Source organism: Marinobacter sp. OP 3.4 (assembly GCF_036224885.1).
In the GTDB taxonomy this organism is placed as follows: Bacteria; Pseudomonadota; Gammaproteobacteria; order Pseudomonadales; family Oleiphilaceae; genus Marinobacter.
Map to the genome: position 1 here is coordinate 139,839 of NZ_JAVVLT010000032.1, position 17,180 is coordinate 157,018.

The following is a 17,180-nucleotide window of genomic DNA, read 5'->3' on the forward strand; positions in this document are numbered from 1 at the left end:
CGGCATGGACTTCGTTGCCTGCACCGATAGTCTCCTTCGCTGCCCAAGATGATCCGAACGACTACGGGACGGCTGCAAGGCCATCACTGACTCCGGCTTCCCAGCTCGCCCGCAGGACATCGTTGTGGTATGGATTGGTGCCGGGATCGCTGTCGGCGGCCTGCAGTCCGACCTGGTAGGCCTCCTCCACGGAATCCCGCTCCGATACCTGGTGGCGCCTGGCCCGCAGGCGGCGCATCAGCCGGACCGCATCCTCCGCCGTCATGATCATGGCCGGTACCATGAAGATGGTGGTCAGGCTCGCGAACAGCACCCCGAACCCCAGGGATATGGCCATGGGTACCAGGAAGGCCGCCTGGGGACTGGTCTCGAAGGCCAGGGGCGCTACCGCCAGCGAGGTGGTCAGGGTGGTCAGCATGATCGGCCGGATGCGACCGGCGAGGGCTTCCAGCAACGCCTCCCGCTGGCTGTCGAAACGGGCCCTCAGGTAGTTGGCGTGGTCGATCAGTACCAGGTTGTCGTTAATCACCACGCCACTGACCGCCACCACGCCGATAATGGACCACAGGGTCAGCTCGAAACCCAGCAGCCTATGGCCCAGGAAGGCGCCCACCATGCCGAAGGGCACCGCCATCAGGATCAACAGCGGTTGCCAGTAGCGACCGAACATCATGGTCAGCACGAAGAACATGGCCAGCAACGCGGCCCCGTAGCCGACGGTCAGGTGATTGACGAACTTGCCAATGCTGATGGGCTTACCGGCCACCGACCAGCGTGCGCCGGGCCAACGATTGGCCAGCTCCGCGAGGAACCCGTCCTGCAGGAAGCCCATGACTCGCCCGGGCGAGGTCAGGCGGGTGTTCACGTAGGCCGTGACCGACACACTCCGGTTGCGATCGTAATGCTGGATCACCGCCGGGCGTTCGCGCCGCTGGGGAGACGCCAGGGCCGCCAGTGGCGCCACGGAGCCCTCGGACAGGCGGATCGGCAACTGCTCCAGGTGCCCCAGGCTGTCGCTCTCCTCTTCCGGCAGGCGCAGCACCACCGGCACGTCGTGATCCCCCTGGGGCAACTGGTCAACAACGATGCCCTGAAACGCCGACTGCACCTGGTCCCCCAGTTCCGCCTCCGTCAGGCCGCCCAGACGGGCGCCGGGGCGCACCTGCAGGTTGATTTCCGAGAACCGGGAGCTCATGCCATTGGCCACCTCGAACACCCCGGTGATTTCCCGGAGTTCCTGCTCCAGGGCCCGGGCCATGGCCTCCAGACGATCCAGGTCCGGGTGGTAGAGGTTGATATGCAGGTCCGGCAACACCCGGTTGATGGTGGAGTGGAAGCGCATGGAGACAGCCCCGGCCATCTCCGGCTGCAGCCGGCGCCACTGCTCCCTCACCTGGTCCGGCGTAACCGGCAGTTCGCCCGGGGCCATGGCCACGGTGACCCGGGCCCGCAGGTAGGCGCCGGGGTCGTGGGCGGTGGAGTGGTTATTGCGACGCCCCTGTTCCACATAGATATCGTCGATGATGGCCTGGCCATGGGCGTCACCCAGATTGCGCCGCAGCGTCTGCGCCGAGGCCTGCAGGGTTTCGGTGGCCCGCAGTACCCGCTGGCTGCTGGTACCCGGGGGAAACTCCACGTCCACCATTACCTTGTTGCCGGTGACCTGGGACTGGAAGGTCACGCTCAGCCAGCCGCTGTGGAGCAGCGCCACGCAGAGCACGAACATCGACAGGAACAGCAGCAGCACCAGGGGCCTGGCGTTAAGGGCTGCGCCCATGAACGGCAGTATCCGCCGCCGGACCTGACCGTCGAACCAGCGATTCACCCGTTTGCTGAAGGTCCCGGAAACCGCCGGGGCCCGGGACATGGAGTGGGCCAGGTGGGACGGCAGTATCCACAGGGACTCCACCAGTGACAGGGCCAGCACGGTAATGGCCACCACCGGCACCACCCGCATCAGGTCCCCCTCCGGCCCGGGCAGGAACATCATCGGCAGGAAACCGATGGCGGTGGTCACCACGGCCACGGTGATGGGCAACGCCACCCGTCTTACCCCCTCCAGCACCGCATCGATACCGGGCCCCATTCGCCGGGCCTGGTCGTCAACGCTCTCACCGACAATGACCGCGTCGTCCACCACAATGCCCAGCACCAGGATGAAGGCAAACAGGGAAATGGTGTTAAAGGAAAAGTCCGTCAACGGCAGGATGATACAGGCGCCGACCATGGCTACCGGTATGCCCAGGCCCACCCAGGCCGACAGGCGCAGCCCGAAGAACAACGCCAGCAGCAGGATCAGCATGATCAGCCCCTGCAGGGCATTCTTCCAGAGCAGGTCGGAGCGGTCCCGGTACTGGCGGGAATCGTCCCGCCACAGGATCAGTTCCATGTCCCGGGGCAGGGTCGCGTCCCGGACAAAGCGATGGACAGCTTCGGCGGTTTCCACCACGTCCTGGTCGCCGATGCGGTAGACATCCAGGGCCACGGCGGGGCGGCCATTGAACCAGGCCGCCATGGCGTCGCGGCTGAAGCCGTCCCGTACAAAGGCGAAATCCCCCAGGGTGAGCCGCTCCCCCTCCTCGGTCCGGCGGACAGTCACGTCCCGGTAGTGTTCCGGATCGGTCACGGTCTCGCCGGACAGGATCAGCGAATTGGCACTGCTGCCCCGGAGCATGCCCCCCGAGGCACGCCCCAGGTTGCGGGACAGGGCGTCGGCCACGCCGGCAAAGGTGAGGTCATAGCGGTAAAGGTCCTCCCGTGTCACCTCCAGGGCCACCTCCCGCTCCGGCAGGCCCTCCAGCCCCACATCCACAATGGCGGGATAGTCCAGCAACTGGTCCCGCAACTGCCACGCCACCTGGTGCAGCGCCCGGGGCTCGGCGTCCGCCACCACCAGCAGCCGCGCGACCCGGTTGCGGTAGACCGCCTCCTCCACCACCGGCTCCTCGGCATCCGGAGGAAGGGTGTCGAGGGTTTCCACCCGGGCCGCCATCCGGTTACGTACCTCACCGGACTCATAGCCCTCCACCACGTCCACGGTGATGGAACAGAGGCCCTCCCGGGACTCACTGCGGACATTGTCGATGCCCTCGATGGTGTAGAGGGCGGTTTCCAGCGGCGAGCACAGGGTCTGTTCAATCACCTCGGGGGCGGCGCCCTGCAGCTTGGCCACCACACCGATCCGGTCCAGCGGGAGATTGGGGAGGGTTTCCTGACGGGTCTGGGGAATGGCCAGGAAGCCGCCCACCAGCAGGAGCAGGGCCAGCAGGTTGGCAACCGCCGGGTTGCGGGTGAACCATTCGATGCTCCGGAACATCACACGTCCCTGACGATGCGGCCGGAGCGGGGACCACCCCGGGCGGGTTGCGGCTCACCCCTGACCCGGATTTCCGCCCCCTCCAGCAGGTGATCCGATCCCTGCTCCAGCACCCGCTGACCGGATTCCAGGCCCTCGGTGACATAGACCGACTCGTCGTCACGGTAGACCCAGCCCACTTCCTGACGACGGATATGGTTGGCCTCATCCACCACCCAGACCTCGTTGTTGGTGATCAGGGCGGAGCGGGGAACGGCCGCCACCTCCGGCAGACGCCGCCCCTGGATCTCCGCCTCCACATATACCCGTGGCTCCAGAGGTACCGAGCCGGACTCCGGATCCACCTCCGCGATCAGCCAGCTCATCTGGTTGCTGCTCACGCCGCTCTCCCGTCGGGTGATCATCCCGTCCCAATGGCGCTCCCGGCCTCCGAAGCTGCCCCTGAGCCGGACCGGGATATCCAGGGCCTGTTCCGGCTCCTGTGGAAACACCGCCATCAGGTCAAGCCATTCGTTACGCACCGGCAGCCGAACCTCCATGCGACGGGAACTGAACAGCTCGCCCACGGATTCCCCCCCGCCCACGGTCTGCCCCTCCGACACCCGAACCTGCTCCAGGCGACCACTGAACGGCGCCTTCATGGTGGCCCGTTCCAGGTCGCCAATCGCCTGGTTGAGGGCGGCCCGGGCCATCTGGACCCGGGCCCGGGCTTCCCGCAACTGGGGTACATTCAGGGCAAAATCGGTGGCATTCCTGCTGGGGCTGCGCCGGGCAATGGTGGCCTTGGCCTGGGCCTGTTCCAGGTGCAGCTTGGCCGATTCCACGTCATGGCGTCGCTGGGCCACCTCCAGCTCGAACGGCTCAGGGTCCAGCCTGACCAGCAACTCGCCCTTCTCCACCCAGTTGCCGCTGGCCATGCTCTCCGATACCTCCACAACCTCGCCGCCGGCGCGAAAGGTCAGCGCCAGGCGGTCCCTGGCCCGGGCGGTGCCCTGACTGTGGAGCGTCAGGGTGACGGGAGTCCGTTCAACGGTGTGGACGCGGAATTCCGGCGATTCCAACCTGGGTGTGTGGGTGACGGTGTCCGGAGCCCCCCGGTAGATAAACACCAGCGCCAGCACCAACAGCGCCAGCACCCAGGCGGATGCATAGCGGGGGTCACTGACCCAGCGGCTGAAAAAGGATCTTCCCTGGCTCATTGCCGTGCAGACTCCTCCATGACACGCCAGGAGCCTGCCCGGGCATTATCGGTCCCGGGATGTCGGCGCCTGGCTGGTTTCGATCATCCGTTGAATCCCCCAGGGGCACCGGACAACTCCGGAAATGCAGGGGGCCGAACGGGCCTCCGGAGTCAGGGCGGGTGCGCCGTCAACAGGTTGCCGGGCCGCCTGGGAGTGAGGCGATAACATAGCAGGACAGCCACGGGAACAGCATCCCCCGACCGCCGGAAGTGCGGACCGGTTCCACATCCTTCACCTCCCATCCACCTTGACTGGCCAGGGGGCATGTGGCGCATTTCACAACAGTCGAGAATACTGACGGGCATTTTGCGATCCACTTCACCAAACGGACTACCCATAGCTAACGGGCCCGTGACCATCTGGTAACCCCCGGTCTGTTAACCAAACGCTGCGATGGATGCCACAAATCCGGTTGGCCCCTCCATGATACAACCTGCCGCGATCATCGTTTCCAGGGACAAACGCCAACCAGGAGCCTCCGAAGTGTCCTGATGCATTGCTCGGAGGTCACCAAACCCAAAGGAGGTGGGTCATGCCCCAGGTATTAAGAACCCTCGTGTCGCGAGGCTATCTCTACGTTTTCCTGCTACTGGCCATCGTGGCCATTGCGGCGTTCGATTATGACAGTGGCCAGTTGTTCCTGTGGTTCCTGCTGCCCTACTACACCATCGGACTGTTGCTGCAGTTCGTCATGCCCAGGCACCGCAAGCCCCTGGAAAAGGGTGAGTTGTTCACCGATGTGGTGTCCAACGGCTTCATGTTCCTGTTGAGCAGTGTGCAGAACCTGATGGTCACCCTGTTCTTCGGACTTGCCTCGTCCAGCCTGCTGATTCACTTCGGCCTGCTGAGCCCGTCCTTCGGCCTGTCCAGCCTGCCCATGTGGGCCCAGGTGATCGGCGGGTTGCTGATCTTCGACTTCATGTTCTACACCACCCACCGCCTGGCCCATACGGTACCGGCCCTGTGGAAGCTCCACTCGGTCCACCACAGCGCCCACCGGGTCACGCTGATGAATGCCTACCGGGTGCATCCGCTGGATGTGCTGGTGCGTCGGTTCATCCCGGTATTCGTGCTGCTGCAGTCCGGCATCAGCCAGGAAGGTTTCGTGGCCGTGGCGGTGATCGGCAGCGTACTGGCCACCATCACCCACCTGAACATTGACCTGAAGCACGGCTACCTCAACTACCTGATCGGCACCAACGAAATCCACCGCTGGCACCATTCCACCAAAATGCGGGAAGCGAAGAACTTCGGGGGCATCATGATCTGGGACCACCTGTTCGGTACCTTCTACTACCCGAAGGACCGGGACATGCCTGAAAAGCTCGGCCTTTCCCATGAGGAGGGCTACCCGCTAAACAACTACTGGCAGCAGTTGCTGTACCCGTTCCGCCGGTCCAGGCGCAAGCCGGAAGCGGCTGGCAACACAGCTTCCGCCAGCCACACCCGGAAGGTGACAGCCACGGACGAATCGCGCCAGGCGGCCTGACAGCCCGTTAAAAAACGGAGCCCCGGCACCAGGCCGGGGCTTTGTGCATACAACAGGGGTGACGATCAAAGACGGGCAAACAGCTTGCGGAACGCCCGCAACTCCCTGCGACCGAGGATCAGGTGAAGGTCCACGGTGTTGTCATCACCGGCCGTGGGCACGATCTTGACCATCCGGAAGGGTGCGGCGGTCGGTGTGTACCACGTGGGCGGCCCCGTGCCCAGGTCGGCATCGTATACCGGCATGGCGCAATAGTTGTTCTGCATGAAGCCGCCTTCCAGCCCCCTCAACACCGAGCGGGGAATCACGCTGCCCAGCTTTTTCTCCTGGCGTTGACGCTCCATGAACCCCAGGTAGCCGCGCCAGTCATCGGTGCCGGGCCGCTCCTCCGGCTGCCGCAGTTTCAGGGTCAGGGCGGGCACCGAGCACTCCTGCAGGTCCCTGGCGGAAAATGCCCGCTCCTCCTGGCCAATGGCCACGCCGAACAGGCGACGGGGAATCTCCAGTGCGCGCTTGAACCGGAAATCCACCACCATCCCCACATGCAGGTCACGGCGATAGCCCTGCACCCGGGCAATCTCCTTCAGGCAGCGGGCGGTGAGCAGGTCCACGTCACTGACCCGGGGGCCATTGGGACAGACCTTGTCGTAGTCTGCCCGGAGCCGGTCCAGGTAGCGACCGGGTATCCGGTGAACCTCCAGCCGGTTGCCAATTACCTGTAGCGCCAGCCGGGCATAGAGCCCAAGCCGCTGCCACAGGCCGAACACCTGCACATCCCGGCGGGCGTAGAGGCGGTCGGTGTATTTCTGGCTGCGCTCAAGCAGGAAATCCCGCTCCACGATGGCCTCCGGCTCGCCCAGCCCCCGGGCCACCCGGGACCAGTCCTGCACGAACATCCACACGCTGCTGCCGTCGATCAGGCAGTGCACCGGCGCCATGGTGCAGATGGCGCCACCGTCGGCAAAACGGAACACCTTGACCCCGAACAGTGGCGTGTCCGGTCGGTAGATGGTCCAGGGGAAGACCTTGTCATAGTACTGGCCAATGAACGACTGGTGGGGGTAATCCGGGCCATAGTCCGGCGTCGGCCCGTCCACCTCATAGACGGCAAAGGGGACCCCGGCGTCGTTGGCGTCAATATACGGATAGCCTTCGGCGTCCTTCTTCAGGCGGCCGGCCACCAACGGGTACTTGCGGAGGGTGATGGCCAGGGAGCGCTCCATGGCATCCGTGTCCAGACCCTGGGGATACACGTAGAACAACGGCACGGTCACCATGCCGCCGAAGATATCCGGGCCGGTCAGGTACTGGCGTCCGGCGGTGGTGCCGGCACGGACCTGTGTCTGTGATACCAGACGCTTCCTGATCTTCTCCATGTCTGATCCTGCACCTCGTCCTGGGTCGATGGGCCGTAGCGGAAGGCGGAATATCGTCGGGTAAATCCGGGAGTGCCTTCCGTCAGTGGGCCAGTAGATTAACGAATTCTCGTGGCCACTGCCGGTTCACGAACAATTGGTAATGGGGACTCTGGGACCTGGCGCACTGATACCCGCGCCGTCTGTTGTTGGAATGCGCGTTCACACCCAAGGACCGGACGGGACGCTCGCCAATGGATTCCATGACAGCGGTAAAACTCATCTCCCCCACCCTGCTGTTCCTGATGACCCTGGGCATGGGCATGACCATGACCTGGCAGGATGTGCAACGGATCGTCCGCTACCCGAAGGCCATCGGGGTAGGCGTCGTCAACCAGGCGGTGGTGCTGCCACTGGTGGGCTTCGCGATGGTACAGGCCTTCGACGTGAGCCCGGAGATTGCCGTGGGCGTGATGCTGCTGACCTTCTGCCCCGGGGGTGTCGGCTCCAACATCTCCACCCTGCTGGCACGGGGGGATATCGCCCTGTCGGTCAGCCTGACCCTGGTAAGCGGTTGCCTGATCGTTGTTACCCTGCCGGTGCTGACCAATGCCGCCATGGGGTATTTCCTGGGGGAAGCGCTGCCCCGGACCCTGCCGGTGGGGGAAACCGCCCTGCGGCTTGTGCTGATGGTGCTGTTGCCGGTGGCCCTGGGCATGCTGATCAACCACCGCTGGCCCGACTTTACCGCCAGGGCCGAACGCTACGTCAAGGCCAGCGGTTTCGTGCTGCTGTCGCTGATGATTGTCGCGGTGCTGGCCAAGGAATACCAGACCTTCGTGGCCTACAGCCAGCAGGCCGGCGCCGTGGTCACCGCCCTGTGCGCCAGCACCATGGCCATCGGATTTGTCAGTGCCCGGCTGTTCCGCCTCAACCGGGCCCAGAGCACCAGTATCTGCATTGAGGTGGGCATCCAGAACACCCTGCTGGCCCTGGTCATTGCCGGGCTGCTGGAACGGGCCTACCTCTCCATTCCCGCCGTGATCTACGTGGTGGTGAGTTCCGCAATGCTGCTGGTGGTGATCGTCTGGGCCAACCTGCCCACCCGGCGACCGGCACCGGCATCCCGGTCGGCCCGGGAGCATTGACCGTTACCAGGGCAGCTCATCACCGTTGCTGTGCCAGAAGCCGCCGGTGTTCTCCAGGTTCAGGGCGTCGATACGATCCGCCAGGCCACGGGCAGCTTCCTCCGGGGAGATCAGGCCGCCGAAGTTGACCATTCGGGTTTTCACATAACCCGGGTGGAGCTGGGCCACGGCGATGCCCCGGGGCTTCAGGTCCACCGACAGCGACTTGCCAAAGGCATTGAGGGCCGCCTTGGACGCCCGGTAGCCATAGCGACCGCCGGAGTCGTTATCGGCAATGGACCCCATGCGGCTGGTGATATTGGCAATCTTGCCGCCCTCCGGGATCAGGTCCACCAGGGCCTCCACCACCCGTAGCGGGCCGTAGGCGTTGACTTCCATCTGGGTGCGGATGGAGTCAAAGTCGATGGTTCCCAGTTGCTCATCCTGCAGCAGCCCGGCATTGTTGATCAGCAGGTGGATCTGCTCGCCGGCCAGGGCCTGTTTCAGCTCCAGCACGTCCGCCTCCCGGGTTATGTCGATGCGGTCAATGACACGGGCTGCTGTCTCCTCCAGCTCGGTGGAAGATTGCCGGCAGACGCCAATGACCTGCCAGCCATTGGCCGCGTACAACCGGGCCAGCTCGAGCCCGATGCCCCGGTTGGCGCCGGTGATCAGTACCTGATTCATGATGTCGCCTCCTGTGTGATGTATCGTTGAGTGTCTACCGCGCAGGATAAGGAACCCCAATGCACGATCCAACCGCTGAATGGAAGGACCTGACGCCACAGCAGGCCATCAGACTCCAGCAACAGGCCGCCGGCGAGGTGATTACCCGGGACGATCTGCCCATGGTCACTACCGTGGCCGGCGTGGACGTGGGTTTCGAGGGCCCGGACATTGCCCGGGCAGCCATCGTGGTCCTGCGGCTGTCGGACCTGAAACCCGTGGACCATGCCATCGCCCGCCAGCCGGTACCCATGCCCTACATTCCCGGCCTGCTGTCGTTCCGGGAGTGCCCGGTGATCCTGGAAGCCCTTGGCAAACTCAGCCGCAAACCGGACCTCCTGCTCTGTGACGGCCAGGGCACCGCCCACCCCCGGCGGCTGGGCGTGGCGTCCCACACCGGCATCCTCAGCGGCCTGCCCACCATCGGCGTGGGCAAGAGCCGGCTGACCGGTCGCCATGGCCCGGTGCCGGAGGAGAAAGGGGGCTGGACCGCACTCGAGGATCGGGGCGACACCATCGGTGCGGTCCTGCGCACCCGCGAGGGTGTGAAACCGCTCTACATATCACCGGGACACCGGATCAGCCTGCCCACGGCCATCCATTATGTAATGGCCTGCGTCACCCGCTACCGGTTGCCGGAAACCACCCGCTGGGCCGATGGTATCGCCTCCCGTCGTGGCCAGCGCTGGCTGGACCAGTTGCCGGCAAGACCGCAGTGGACGGAGTGATCGTTACCGGGACAGCCGCTCCCGGGTGGCCAGCCGCCCTTCCCGGCGGATTTCGGCGTTGTCGTAACGACGCTTCTGGTGGTCGGTTTCCGGAATGACCGCCGGTACATCCACCGGCTTGCCGTCATCATCCAGGGCGACAAAGGTAAAGAAGGCGGAGAGGATATGCCGGACGTCACCGGTGTAGCTGTTCTCCGCCTCGACCCTCGCGCCGATTTCCATGGACGACCCCCAGCTCCGGTTCAGTGACAGGCTGAACAGCAGGGTATCGTTGCCCTTGGCCGGGGCCCGGAAATGGATCGAGTCCACTGCGGCCGTGACACAGACCCGCGCCGAATGCCGCTCGGCCACCACCAGCGCCAGGCGGTCGCACTTGGCCATGATCATGCCGCCAAACACCGTGTCCTGGGCATTCATGTCGTTGGGAAAGACCTTGTAGACGTGCTTGTCGATGGCGGACGCCGCCACCGTCTTGCGGGTTGTCTGGGGCATTGTGGCTCCTGCTCGGGCTATTGGGATTCGTTAATTCCTGCACCTACTATAACCCAGTGCGCCCACTCCCTGTCCTCAACCACGACGTCATTACCGTTTTGACATGCCCCATCCGGAAAGTAACCCCACAAGCTCACTTCAACGCCTTCAGGCTTTTCGGGTACCCCGCCCTTACTTATCCGTGATCGATGCACGTTCGGGTGCCAGTTTGTGAAAGCCCATTCCGTAACCACGGGGATACGGTTTGCCTCGGGGAATGCGGTTCCCCGACAACAAATCCAATAAAGTACTGCAAACAGGAACAACAATATGTTTAAGCATCTTGCCAACAACCCGCTGCGGTCGCTGATCGCAGCCGGCTCCCTCCTGCTATCCGCGTCTGCCTTCGCCGCCGGTGGTGGCGGTGACGATGGTGGTGACGGCTGCACCAGCGACTGCGGTTACCAGCGCGGCCCGGATCCCACGGTGTCCTTCCTGGAGGCCTCCAGTGGCCCCTATTCCGTGCAGACCGACAACGTGTCCAGTTTTGTGGGCGGCTTCGGTGGTGGCACCGTGCACTATCCCACGGGTACCAGCGGCACCATGGCCGCCGTGGTGGTGATACCGGGTTTTGTCTCCGCCGAATCCTCCATCGAGTGGTGGGGCCCGAAACTGGCCTCCTACGGTTTCGTGGTCATGACCATCGATACCAACAGTGGCTTTGACCAGCCACCCAGTCGTGCCACCCAGATCAACAACGCACTGGACTATCTGATTGAGGAAAACGGCAGCAGCACCAGCCCCTACAGCGGCATGATCGACACCAGCCGCCTGGGCGTCATTGGTTGGTCCATGGGCGGTGGCGGCACCCTGCGGGTGGCGTCCGAGGGCCGTATCCAGGCGGCCATTCCACTGGCCCCCTGGGACACTTCCAGCTTCCGCTTCCGGGATATCGAGACGCCAACGCTGATCTTCGCCTGTGAGTCCGACATTATCGCACCGGTGGGTAGCCATTCTGACCCGTTCTACGAGGCGATCCCGGATTCCACCGACAAGGCCTTCTTCGAGCTCAACAATGGCAGCCACTACTGCGGTAATGGTGACAACAGTTACAACGACGAACTCGGCCGGCTCGGTGTGTCCTGGATGAAGCTGCATCTGGACCAGGATCAGCGTTACAACCAGTTCCTCTGCGGGCCTGACCACGAGTCCGAATACCGGATTTCCGAGTATCGCGGCACCTGCCCCTACTGAGCAGGGACGTACCGAAAACCTAGTCATATAGGACTGATCGTATCCGGCTGGTTTTCCCTGTCAGCCTCAACGGGTCATGGTTCACCATGGCCCGTTTCTCTGTTGCCCCCCGATCAACGCCACCGACAATCAGCGGACATCAGTCCGCCAAGAGTCCGACCGGAATATCTCCGAGTACCGGGGCATCTGTGCCTCCCAGGCGTCAGTTCCTGAAAACCGCAGTACTGTCACTTGCGGACTCCGTAGTCTGAGGGTCCGAACCGGGCTACGGTCTATCCGTCGCCCGGTTTTTGGTTCCGGGACAGCAACCTTACAACCGCCACCGCTGCGGATGTTGCTGCCTCAACATTCCCTGCTCATCCCAGTCATCCCAACCGGTAAAGGGGATGGCACTTTCCCCGTCCAACCCGGCCAGGCGGGCACCCCAGTCACTCTTGGCCTGTTCCAGGTGGTCAAGGAACACGGACTCATCCTGATAACGGATACCACCACCCTGGACCCCGTAGGTGACCTGGGGCGGTAACACGTCATACCCCACGTAATACAGTGACGAGTGAACCGGCCAGAGCCACTCCACCATGTTGCCCGCGCGGCCGTATGGCATGAACGCCTGCTCAGGTGAGGCGGCGGTCACGGAGCAGATCGCCCTTTTGCCCCGGAAATGCCCCCGGTCGTATCGACGTTGGCCGGAATAGAGCCCGCCATAGACCAGCACCCGGTCGAACCAGCCCTTCAGGATGGCGGGCTGGGCGTGCCACCAGAGCGGAAACTGCAGGATCAGCAGGTCCGCCCACTCCAGCCGACGGATCTCCCGTTGGATATCCTCGGGCAGGGCCTCCTGTTCATAGTGACGGCGCTGTTCGGTGAGGGGGGCGAAGTAGTCCGCATCACGCCGGGGGTAGAAATCCGGACGCTCCACCGGGTCGAAACCTTCACCGTAAAGATCGTCCAGCAGGACCTCATGCCCCTGCTCCTGCAGGGTCGCTGCGGCCACATCCGCCAGACCACCGTTAAAAGACTGTCGTTCCGGATGGGCCAGTACGATCAGTATGTTCATGCCGCTGTCTCCTGTCCTGTATCTATTGAAGAACAGACTAGACTTCCCAGGAACGGGCAACCATTCCAAAAAACTGACAGCAAAGCTTGCAGAAACGAACAGAAGATACGAAGGGAGGTAACCGACAACAAAAAAGGCGCACGGGGGAGGCCATCCCCCATGCGCCTTATCCGTGGTCAAATAACCTGAAGCCTATCGACGCTCCCGGTTTGTGACGTCAGAACGCTGAAAGGCCGGCTGGCCACAACTACCGCTGAAACAGTCGTCGGTGGTGCCAAAACCGATGGCGCCGTTACAGTGCAGCCACTCGGAATAGGAACCCCCGCCACAGGAACCACGATAGGCGCCGGTGTTGTATTCCATGTTCTCGGCCTGGCGGGTTTCGTTGTTGACGTTAATGTAATCAACCTGAACGTCGCGGCCGCTGGCGTCGTTGTCGAACCGGACCTGGATATCACCGGACGCACTCCCCCGGTAGACATAGTCCGCAGGACTGGTACCAATGGTCCAATCCGCGACAACTTCACCACCGATCACCAGATTGATGTGTTCGTCACCCTGGGTGCCCCTGGCCCGGACAACCACCCCACCATTACCGTCGCCCGGTGGTGTGGGATCGGCAGACTGGCGGACGTACTGTTTGAGCCAGGACAACGCCGGACGCTCAACACCGTTACCGTACATCAGGCCAGAGTTGTCCATCCAGGTCTCACCCGCGATGTAGCCCCAGAGCGTGACACCCACAACCGACGGGTGCTCCCAGAAAATCGGGAACTTCTGCTGATACTGACGCAATTGCTCCTGGTCGCTGGCAGCGTCTACGTCCCATTCCGAGATGTACACCGGAACACCGGCTTCCGCGATATAGTCCAGATTGCTGCGCAAGGTGCTGGCGGGATAGTCCACGATACTGAAGGAGTGCGACTGCAGACCAACGCCATCGATCAACCCGCGATCACGAAGCAGTTCCACCATCTGGCGGTATTCGGTCGCCTTGCGACGATCATTGATAATGCCGTACTCGTTCAGCAGCAATTTGGAGTTCGGGCAGTACTGACGAGCCAGCTCGAAGGACCGGATGACCCAGTCCCAGCCGGTGGCACCACTGCCACCCAGGCCCCAGCGGGCGTTGGATGGGGCACTGATCGGCTCGTTCACCACGTCGATCATTTCCATGTCGGGATACCGGCGGCAGGTGTCGCGAATCAGCTCTTCCACCTCCTGGGCGCGTTGATCGTTGGGGATTGAGCCAAGCCAGGCCGGCTCCTGATTGCCCCATACAAAGGTGTGGGCCTTGTATGGATAACCGTTCGCCCTGGCAAAATTATAGCCCTGATCCATCCCGCTCCAGTTGTAGCGGTCACGGCTGGGCTCCACCGATTGCCACTTGCCTGAATTCTCCGGCGTCACCTGGTTCCAGAGCTCCGTGAAGCGCGTCCGGCTGTTGTCGACAATGTTACCGAGGAACTTGCCCCGGGGCTGATCCGGTTCGATGACCGGACCCTCGACTCCGGCAAACTGGAACCAGTCCAGGTTGTGATAGGCGGTGGAACGCAGGTACACGTCATGAACGCCAGTAACGGTGTCGAAAGAGGCGGACTGGGTCTGCCAGGTTTGCCATCCTCCGGTCGCGTCAAGTTGCATGGATACCAAAGGCTGGCTGTTTACGTCGTCCAGCACGACCTCCATGGAGGATCCGCCTTCTGTCGCAACCCGGGCCCTGATCTCATTGGCACCATCGCCAAAATCCACATTCGAGATTTTCACCCAGTCGCCATAGCTCATCATCAGGTTCTGGGAACCCTCTTTCGCGGGCTCGGTTTTTATGCCGCTTTGCTGGTCGAAGGTTTCCGCCTGGTTGACGGCGAATGCGTCCACGTTCCTGACCGGCGGCACGCCAGCAGGACCGGCATTCACACGACGAATGGAACCATCGCTATTGTAGGAAAGACGATCAACATTGATCGAGCGCTGATAGGTACTCGCACCCCGGGCATTAGCCACGGCCCGGTTGTGGTAGAAGATGTACCACTGGTCCTTGAACTCGACAATCGATTGATGGTTATTGTTGTTATTGTTTTCCCATGGGTTGTCCAGCACCGTGCCACGGTAGGTGAAGCCGCGCATCGGATCATTGCTGGTCATGTAGTCGATACTCATGCCCCCGGTCGAATTGGTGGAATACGACAGATAGTAAGTACCGTTGTGCTTGTGCATGTGCAACGCTTCGAAAAAATTCGGAGCATTGATGTTCACGGCTGCACCCTCGGTGCTGATCATGTCGTCGCTGAGGCGAATGACCCGCGCATTGCCGGGACCGCCTCCACCGAAATACAGGTAGGCCTGGCCGTTATCATCAATGAAAACACCAGGATCAAAGATCCATTCAACGTTGCCGTTGGGTGTGCTCCTGTCCACCAGCGGGCGACCGATGGGATCGCGGTAGGGCCCCTCCGGATTGTCCGCCACGGCAACGCCAATGCTACCGCCACCATCCGGGAAATACAGATAGAATTTTCCATTGCGCTCTATCAGATCCGGTGCATAGGCGAGATTGGCCCAGGAAGAGTCCTCACGGGAATTCCAGATGATCCCGTGGTCCTGCCAGTTGACCATGTCATCCGATGAAAACAGGTAATAGTCAACCAACTGGCTGTAATCAGTCTGGCCTTCCTGGTCGTGGGTGACCACAACATAGACCCTGCCATCGATAACCGTTGCCGCCGGATCAGCGGTGTACACATGTGACACCAGCGGGTTGTCGGCAAAGACCGGGGCGGCCCCCAGAACAGCCAGTCCACCGAGCACAAAAGCGCTGCCCAGGTTCCTTATTCGTTTCCTTCCAATGATATCCATAACGTTTCCCCGACGCTTCATGCGAAGTTTCCTTAAAAGCTTTCATTAATATCCGTTGGGACATCGGGCATTACGCCCGGCGCCTGTATAAATGCTGACAGAGGGGGGAAATGCAAATTAATGGACACAAATACGACACATTAGTCGCCACATCGGACCAGAGGAAACAGGAAAACCGAAATCCAGTAACAGCCGAAACCTCAGGTCATAAATGAGCAGGAATGTGTGATTTCCGGCACATAGAGAATGAACCCAAAATATGAAGCCATCATCATTTCATCCAATATTATGAAGCGGAATTAAATAAAGTGAATGTTCATTCCTGAATGAGGCTTTCACTAATACCAGTCTGACTTTGGTAGCTCAGAGACTACCCAGTACTGAAAGAAGGCACCATGACCGGCTACCCGACCGCCTGATTCCGGCCTTCACTCTTGGCCTGATACAGGCGTTCGTCGACCCGCTTGAGGAAATCGGTCAGGTTGTCGTCACGCCCCGGAATGATGGTGCCCAGGCCGATGCTGACCGTGACCAGTTGCCCCGCCCCGGATGCGCCGTGGAGAATCTGTTCCTTCAACAACAGGGTACGGCAGCGTTCGGCCACCTTGGTTGCAGCACTCCTGTCGGTTTCCGGCATCACCACAACGAACTCTTCTCCGCCAAAACGGGCCACGAAATCCCTGGAGCGTCGCGCTGCGGACTGCAGGACCCGACCGACACGGCGGAGGCACTCATCCCCTGCCAGGTGCCCATGAAGGTCGTTGTACTGCTTGAAAAAATCAATATCCAGCAGCAGCATCGACAGTGACTGCCGGCGACGCAGGGCATCGTTCCAGCTTTCCTCCATCACCCTGTCGAACATTCGCCGATTGGCGACTCCAGTCAGACCATCCTTGAAGGAGTACTCCTCCAACTGCTGCTGGAGCGCCGCCAGTTCCTGCTCGGTCTTCTTCCGTTCGCTGATGTCGAACATGAAGCCGACCAGGGCTTCCACCTCACCATCGTCATTTCTCAATACATGGACGACGTCCCGGATCCACACATAGCCGCCATCACGGGTCAGGGCACGATAATCGGCTTCATGATCAATGCCGGATTCAGACTGGGACACACAGAAATTCACCACCCACTCACGGTCATCCGGGTGCATGCGCTCAGCCCAGTCCTCCACACTCACCCAGCTGTCCGGCGCCCATCCCAGAAGCGGCTCAATCTGGGGGCCGATATAGGCAAATTGCATGGTTTTCCAGTCGATCTTCCAGGGAATTGCCTTGGTGGACTCGAGGAGGGTCCTGTAGACAGAGTTGGGGACTTCAGGGTTGTTTACGGTTCCGGTCATACATCCACCCCGGTATCAGACTTGGTAAAGCCACCGGCGCTGGACGCTGCGACTGTCGCTGACCGGTTCCCTGAATCAACCATAATCGATTGCCGATGCCATGGGAACGGTTTCCCGGGTTCCGGTACGGGCAGGGGCCAGATAATCGATTCCCAGATCACCTGGTGGCACCAAAATCAAGCATCCGTCCTCAAAACAAACAAGAATTTAAATAATACATG

12 protein-coding genes are annotated in these 17,180 nt (G+C 61.9%); 4 read left to right on the top strand and 8 right to left on the bottom strand.

Annotation, left to right across the window (positions count from 1 at the left end):
• Positions 1-61: 61 nt before the first annotated feature.
• The gene (locus RO069_RS05765; RefSeq protein WP_328185881.1) at positions 62-3,316 is read right to left on the bottom strand and encodes an efflux RND transporter permease subunit; all 3,255 of its coding nucleotides are present in this window, start codon (positions 3,314-3,316) and stop codon (positions 62-64) included.
• The gene (locus RO069_RS05770) at positions 3,316-4,515 is read right to left on the bottom strand and encodes an efflux RND transporter periplasmic adaptor subunit (RefSeq protein WP_328185882.1); all 1,200 of its coding nucleotides are present in this window, start codon (positions 4,513-4,515) and stop codon (positions 3,316-3,318) included. Before RO069_RS05770 ends, RO069_RS05765 begins: the two co-directional genes overlap by 1 nt.
• Before the next feature lie 574 nt (positions 4,516-5,089).
• Here RO069_RS05770 and RO069_RS05775 point away from each other — a divergent pair.
• Positions 5,090-6,046, top strand: coding sequence for a sterol desaturase family protein (locus RO069_RS05775; RefSeq protein WP_328185883.1), 957 nt, complete (start codon positions 5,090-5,092; stop codon positions 6,044-6,046).
• A gap of 65 nt (positions 6,047-6,111) precedes the next feature.
• Here the strand turns inward: RO069_RS05775 and RO069_RS05780 are convergent, their stop codons facing one another.
• Positions 6,112-7,422, bottom strand: coding sequence for an acyltransferase (locus RO069_RS05780; protein WP_328185885.1), 1,311 nt, complete (start codon positions 7,420-7,422; stop codon positions 6,112-6,114).
• A 233-nt stretch (positions 7,423-7,655) separates the two neighbouring features.
• On the opposite strand from RO069_RS05780, the gene RO069_RS05785 reads away from it, so the two are divergent.
• Entirely contained in the window at positions 7,656-8,549 is an 894-nt protein-coding gene (locus RO069_RS05785) for a bile acid:sodium symporter family protein (RefSeq protein WP_442915341.1), read from the top strand.
• A gap of 3 nt (positions 8,550-8,552) precedes the next feature.
• On the opposite strand, the gene RO069_RS05790 is transcribed toward RO069_RS05785, so the two are convergent.
• On the bottom strand, positions 8,553-9,215 hold the full coding sequence (locus RO069_RS05790; protein ID WP_328185887.1) for an SDR family oxidoreductase: 663 nt from the start codon (positions 9,213-9,215) through the stop codon (positions 8,553-8,555).
• Between the two features lie 59 nt (positions 9,216-9,274).
• On the opposite strand from RO069_RS05790, the gene nfi reads away from it, so the two are divergent.
• A complete protein-coding gene (gene nfi, locus RO069_RS05795; protein WP_328185888.1) occupies positions 9,275-9,982 on the top strand; it encodes a deoxyribonuclease V in 708 nt (235 codons plus the stop codon).
• 3 nt (positions 9,983-9,985) lie between these two features.
• On the opposite strand, the gene RO069_RS05800 is transcribed toward nfi, so the two are convergent.
• Positions 9,986-10,474: an acyl-CoA thioesterase gene (locus RO069_RS05800; protein ID WP_328185890.1), complete on the bottom strand. Its 489-nt coding sequence runs from the start codon at positions 10,472-10,474 to the stop codon at positions 9,986-9,988.
• A 309-nt stretch (positions 10,475-10,783) separates the two neighbouring features.
• Between RO069_RS05800 and RO069_RS05805 the strand changes: the two genes are divergently transcribed.
• Entirely contained in the window at positions 10,784-11,707 is a 924-nt protein-coding gene (locus tag RO069_RS05805) for an alpha/beta hydrolase family protein (protein WP_328185892.1), read from the top strand.
• Positions 11,708-12,017: 310 nt separating this feature from the next.
• On the opposite strand, the gene RO069_RS05810 is transcribed toward RO069_RS05805, so the two are convergent.
• The 3 genes from RO069_RS05810 to RO069_RS05820 form a co-directional block, all read right to left on the bottom strand.
• Positions 12,018-12,764: an NAD(P)H-dependent oxidoreductase gene (locus RO069_RS05810; RefSeq protein WP_328185894.1), complete on the bottom strand. Its 747-nt coding sequence runs from the start codon at positions 12,762-12,764 to the stop codon at positions 12,018-12,020.
• 192 nt (positions 12,765-12,956) lie between these two features.
• Positions 12,957-15,620, bottom strand: a complete 2,664-nt coding sequence (locus RO069_RS05815) for an endo-1,4-beta-xylanase (RefSeq protein WP_328185895.1) — start codon at positions 15,618-15,620, stop codon at positions 12,957-12,959.
• Positions 15,621-16,023: 403 nt separating this feature from the next.
• Positions 16,024-16,959, bottom strand: coding sequence for a GGDEF domain-containing protein (locus RO069_RS05820; protein ID WP_328185897.1), 936 nt, complete (start codon positions 16,957-16,959; stop codon positions 16,024-16,026).
• Between the last annotated feature and the right edge of the window lie 221 nt (positions 16,960-17,180).

Bases quoted from the DNA above. Each gene is read 5' to 3' on its own strand.
- RO069_RS05820 (WP_328185897.1), bottom strand. From the start codon at position 16,959: ATGACCGGAACCGTAAACAACCCTGAAGTCCCCAACTCTGTCTACAGG.
- RO069_RS05810 (WP_328185894.1), bottom strand. From the start codon at position 12,764: ATGAACATACTGATCGTACTGGCCCATCCGGAACGACAGTCTTTTAAC.
- RO069_RS05770 (WP_328185882.1), bottom strand. From the start codon at position 4,515: ATGAGCCAGGGAAGATCCTTTTTCAGCCGCTGGGTCAGTGACCCCCGC.
- RO069_RS05785 (WP_442915341.1), top strand. From the start codon at position 7,656: ATGGATTCCATGACAGCGGTAAAACTCATCTCCCCCACCCTGCTGTTC.
- RO069_RS05790 (WP_328185887.1), bottom strand. From the start codon at position 9,215: ATGAATCAGGTACTGATCACCGGCGCCAACCGGGGCATCGGGCTCGAG.
- RO069_RS05775 (WP_328185883.1), top strand. From the start codon at position 5,090: ATGCCCCAGGTATTAAGAACCCTCGTGTCGCGAGGCTATCTCTACGTT.
- RO069_RS05765 (WP_328185881.1), bottom strand. From the start codon at position 3,316: ATGTTCCGGAGCATCGAATGGTTCACCCGCAACCCGGCGGTTGCCAAC.
- RO069_RS05780 (WP_328185885.1), bottom strand. From the start codon at position 7,422: ATGGAGAAGATCAGGAAGCGTCTGGTATCACAGACACAGGTCCGTGCC.
- RO069_RS05800 (WP_328185890.1), bottom strand. From the start codon at position 10,474: ATGCCCCAGACAACCCGCAAGACGGTGGCGGCGTCCGCCATCGACAAG.
- RO069_RS05805 (WP_328185892.1), top strand. From the start codon at position 10,784: ATGTTTAAGCATCTTGCCAACAACCCGCTGCGGTCGCTGATCGCAGCC.
- nfi (WP_328185888.1), top strand. From the start codon at position 9,275: ATGCACGATCCAACCGCTGAATGGAAGGACCTGACGCCACAGCAGGCC.
- RO069_RS05815 (WP_328185895.1), bottom strand. From the start codon at position 15,620: ATGGATATCATTGGAAGGAAACGAATAAGGAACCTGGGCAGCGCTTTT.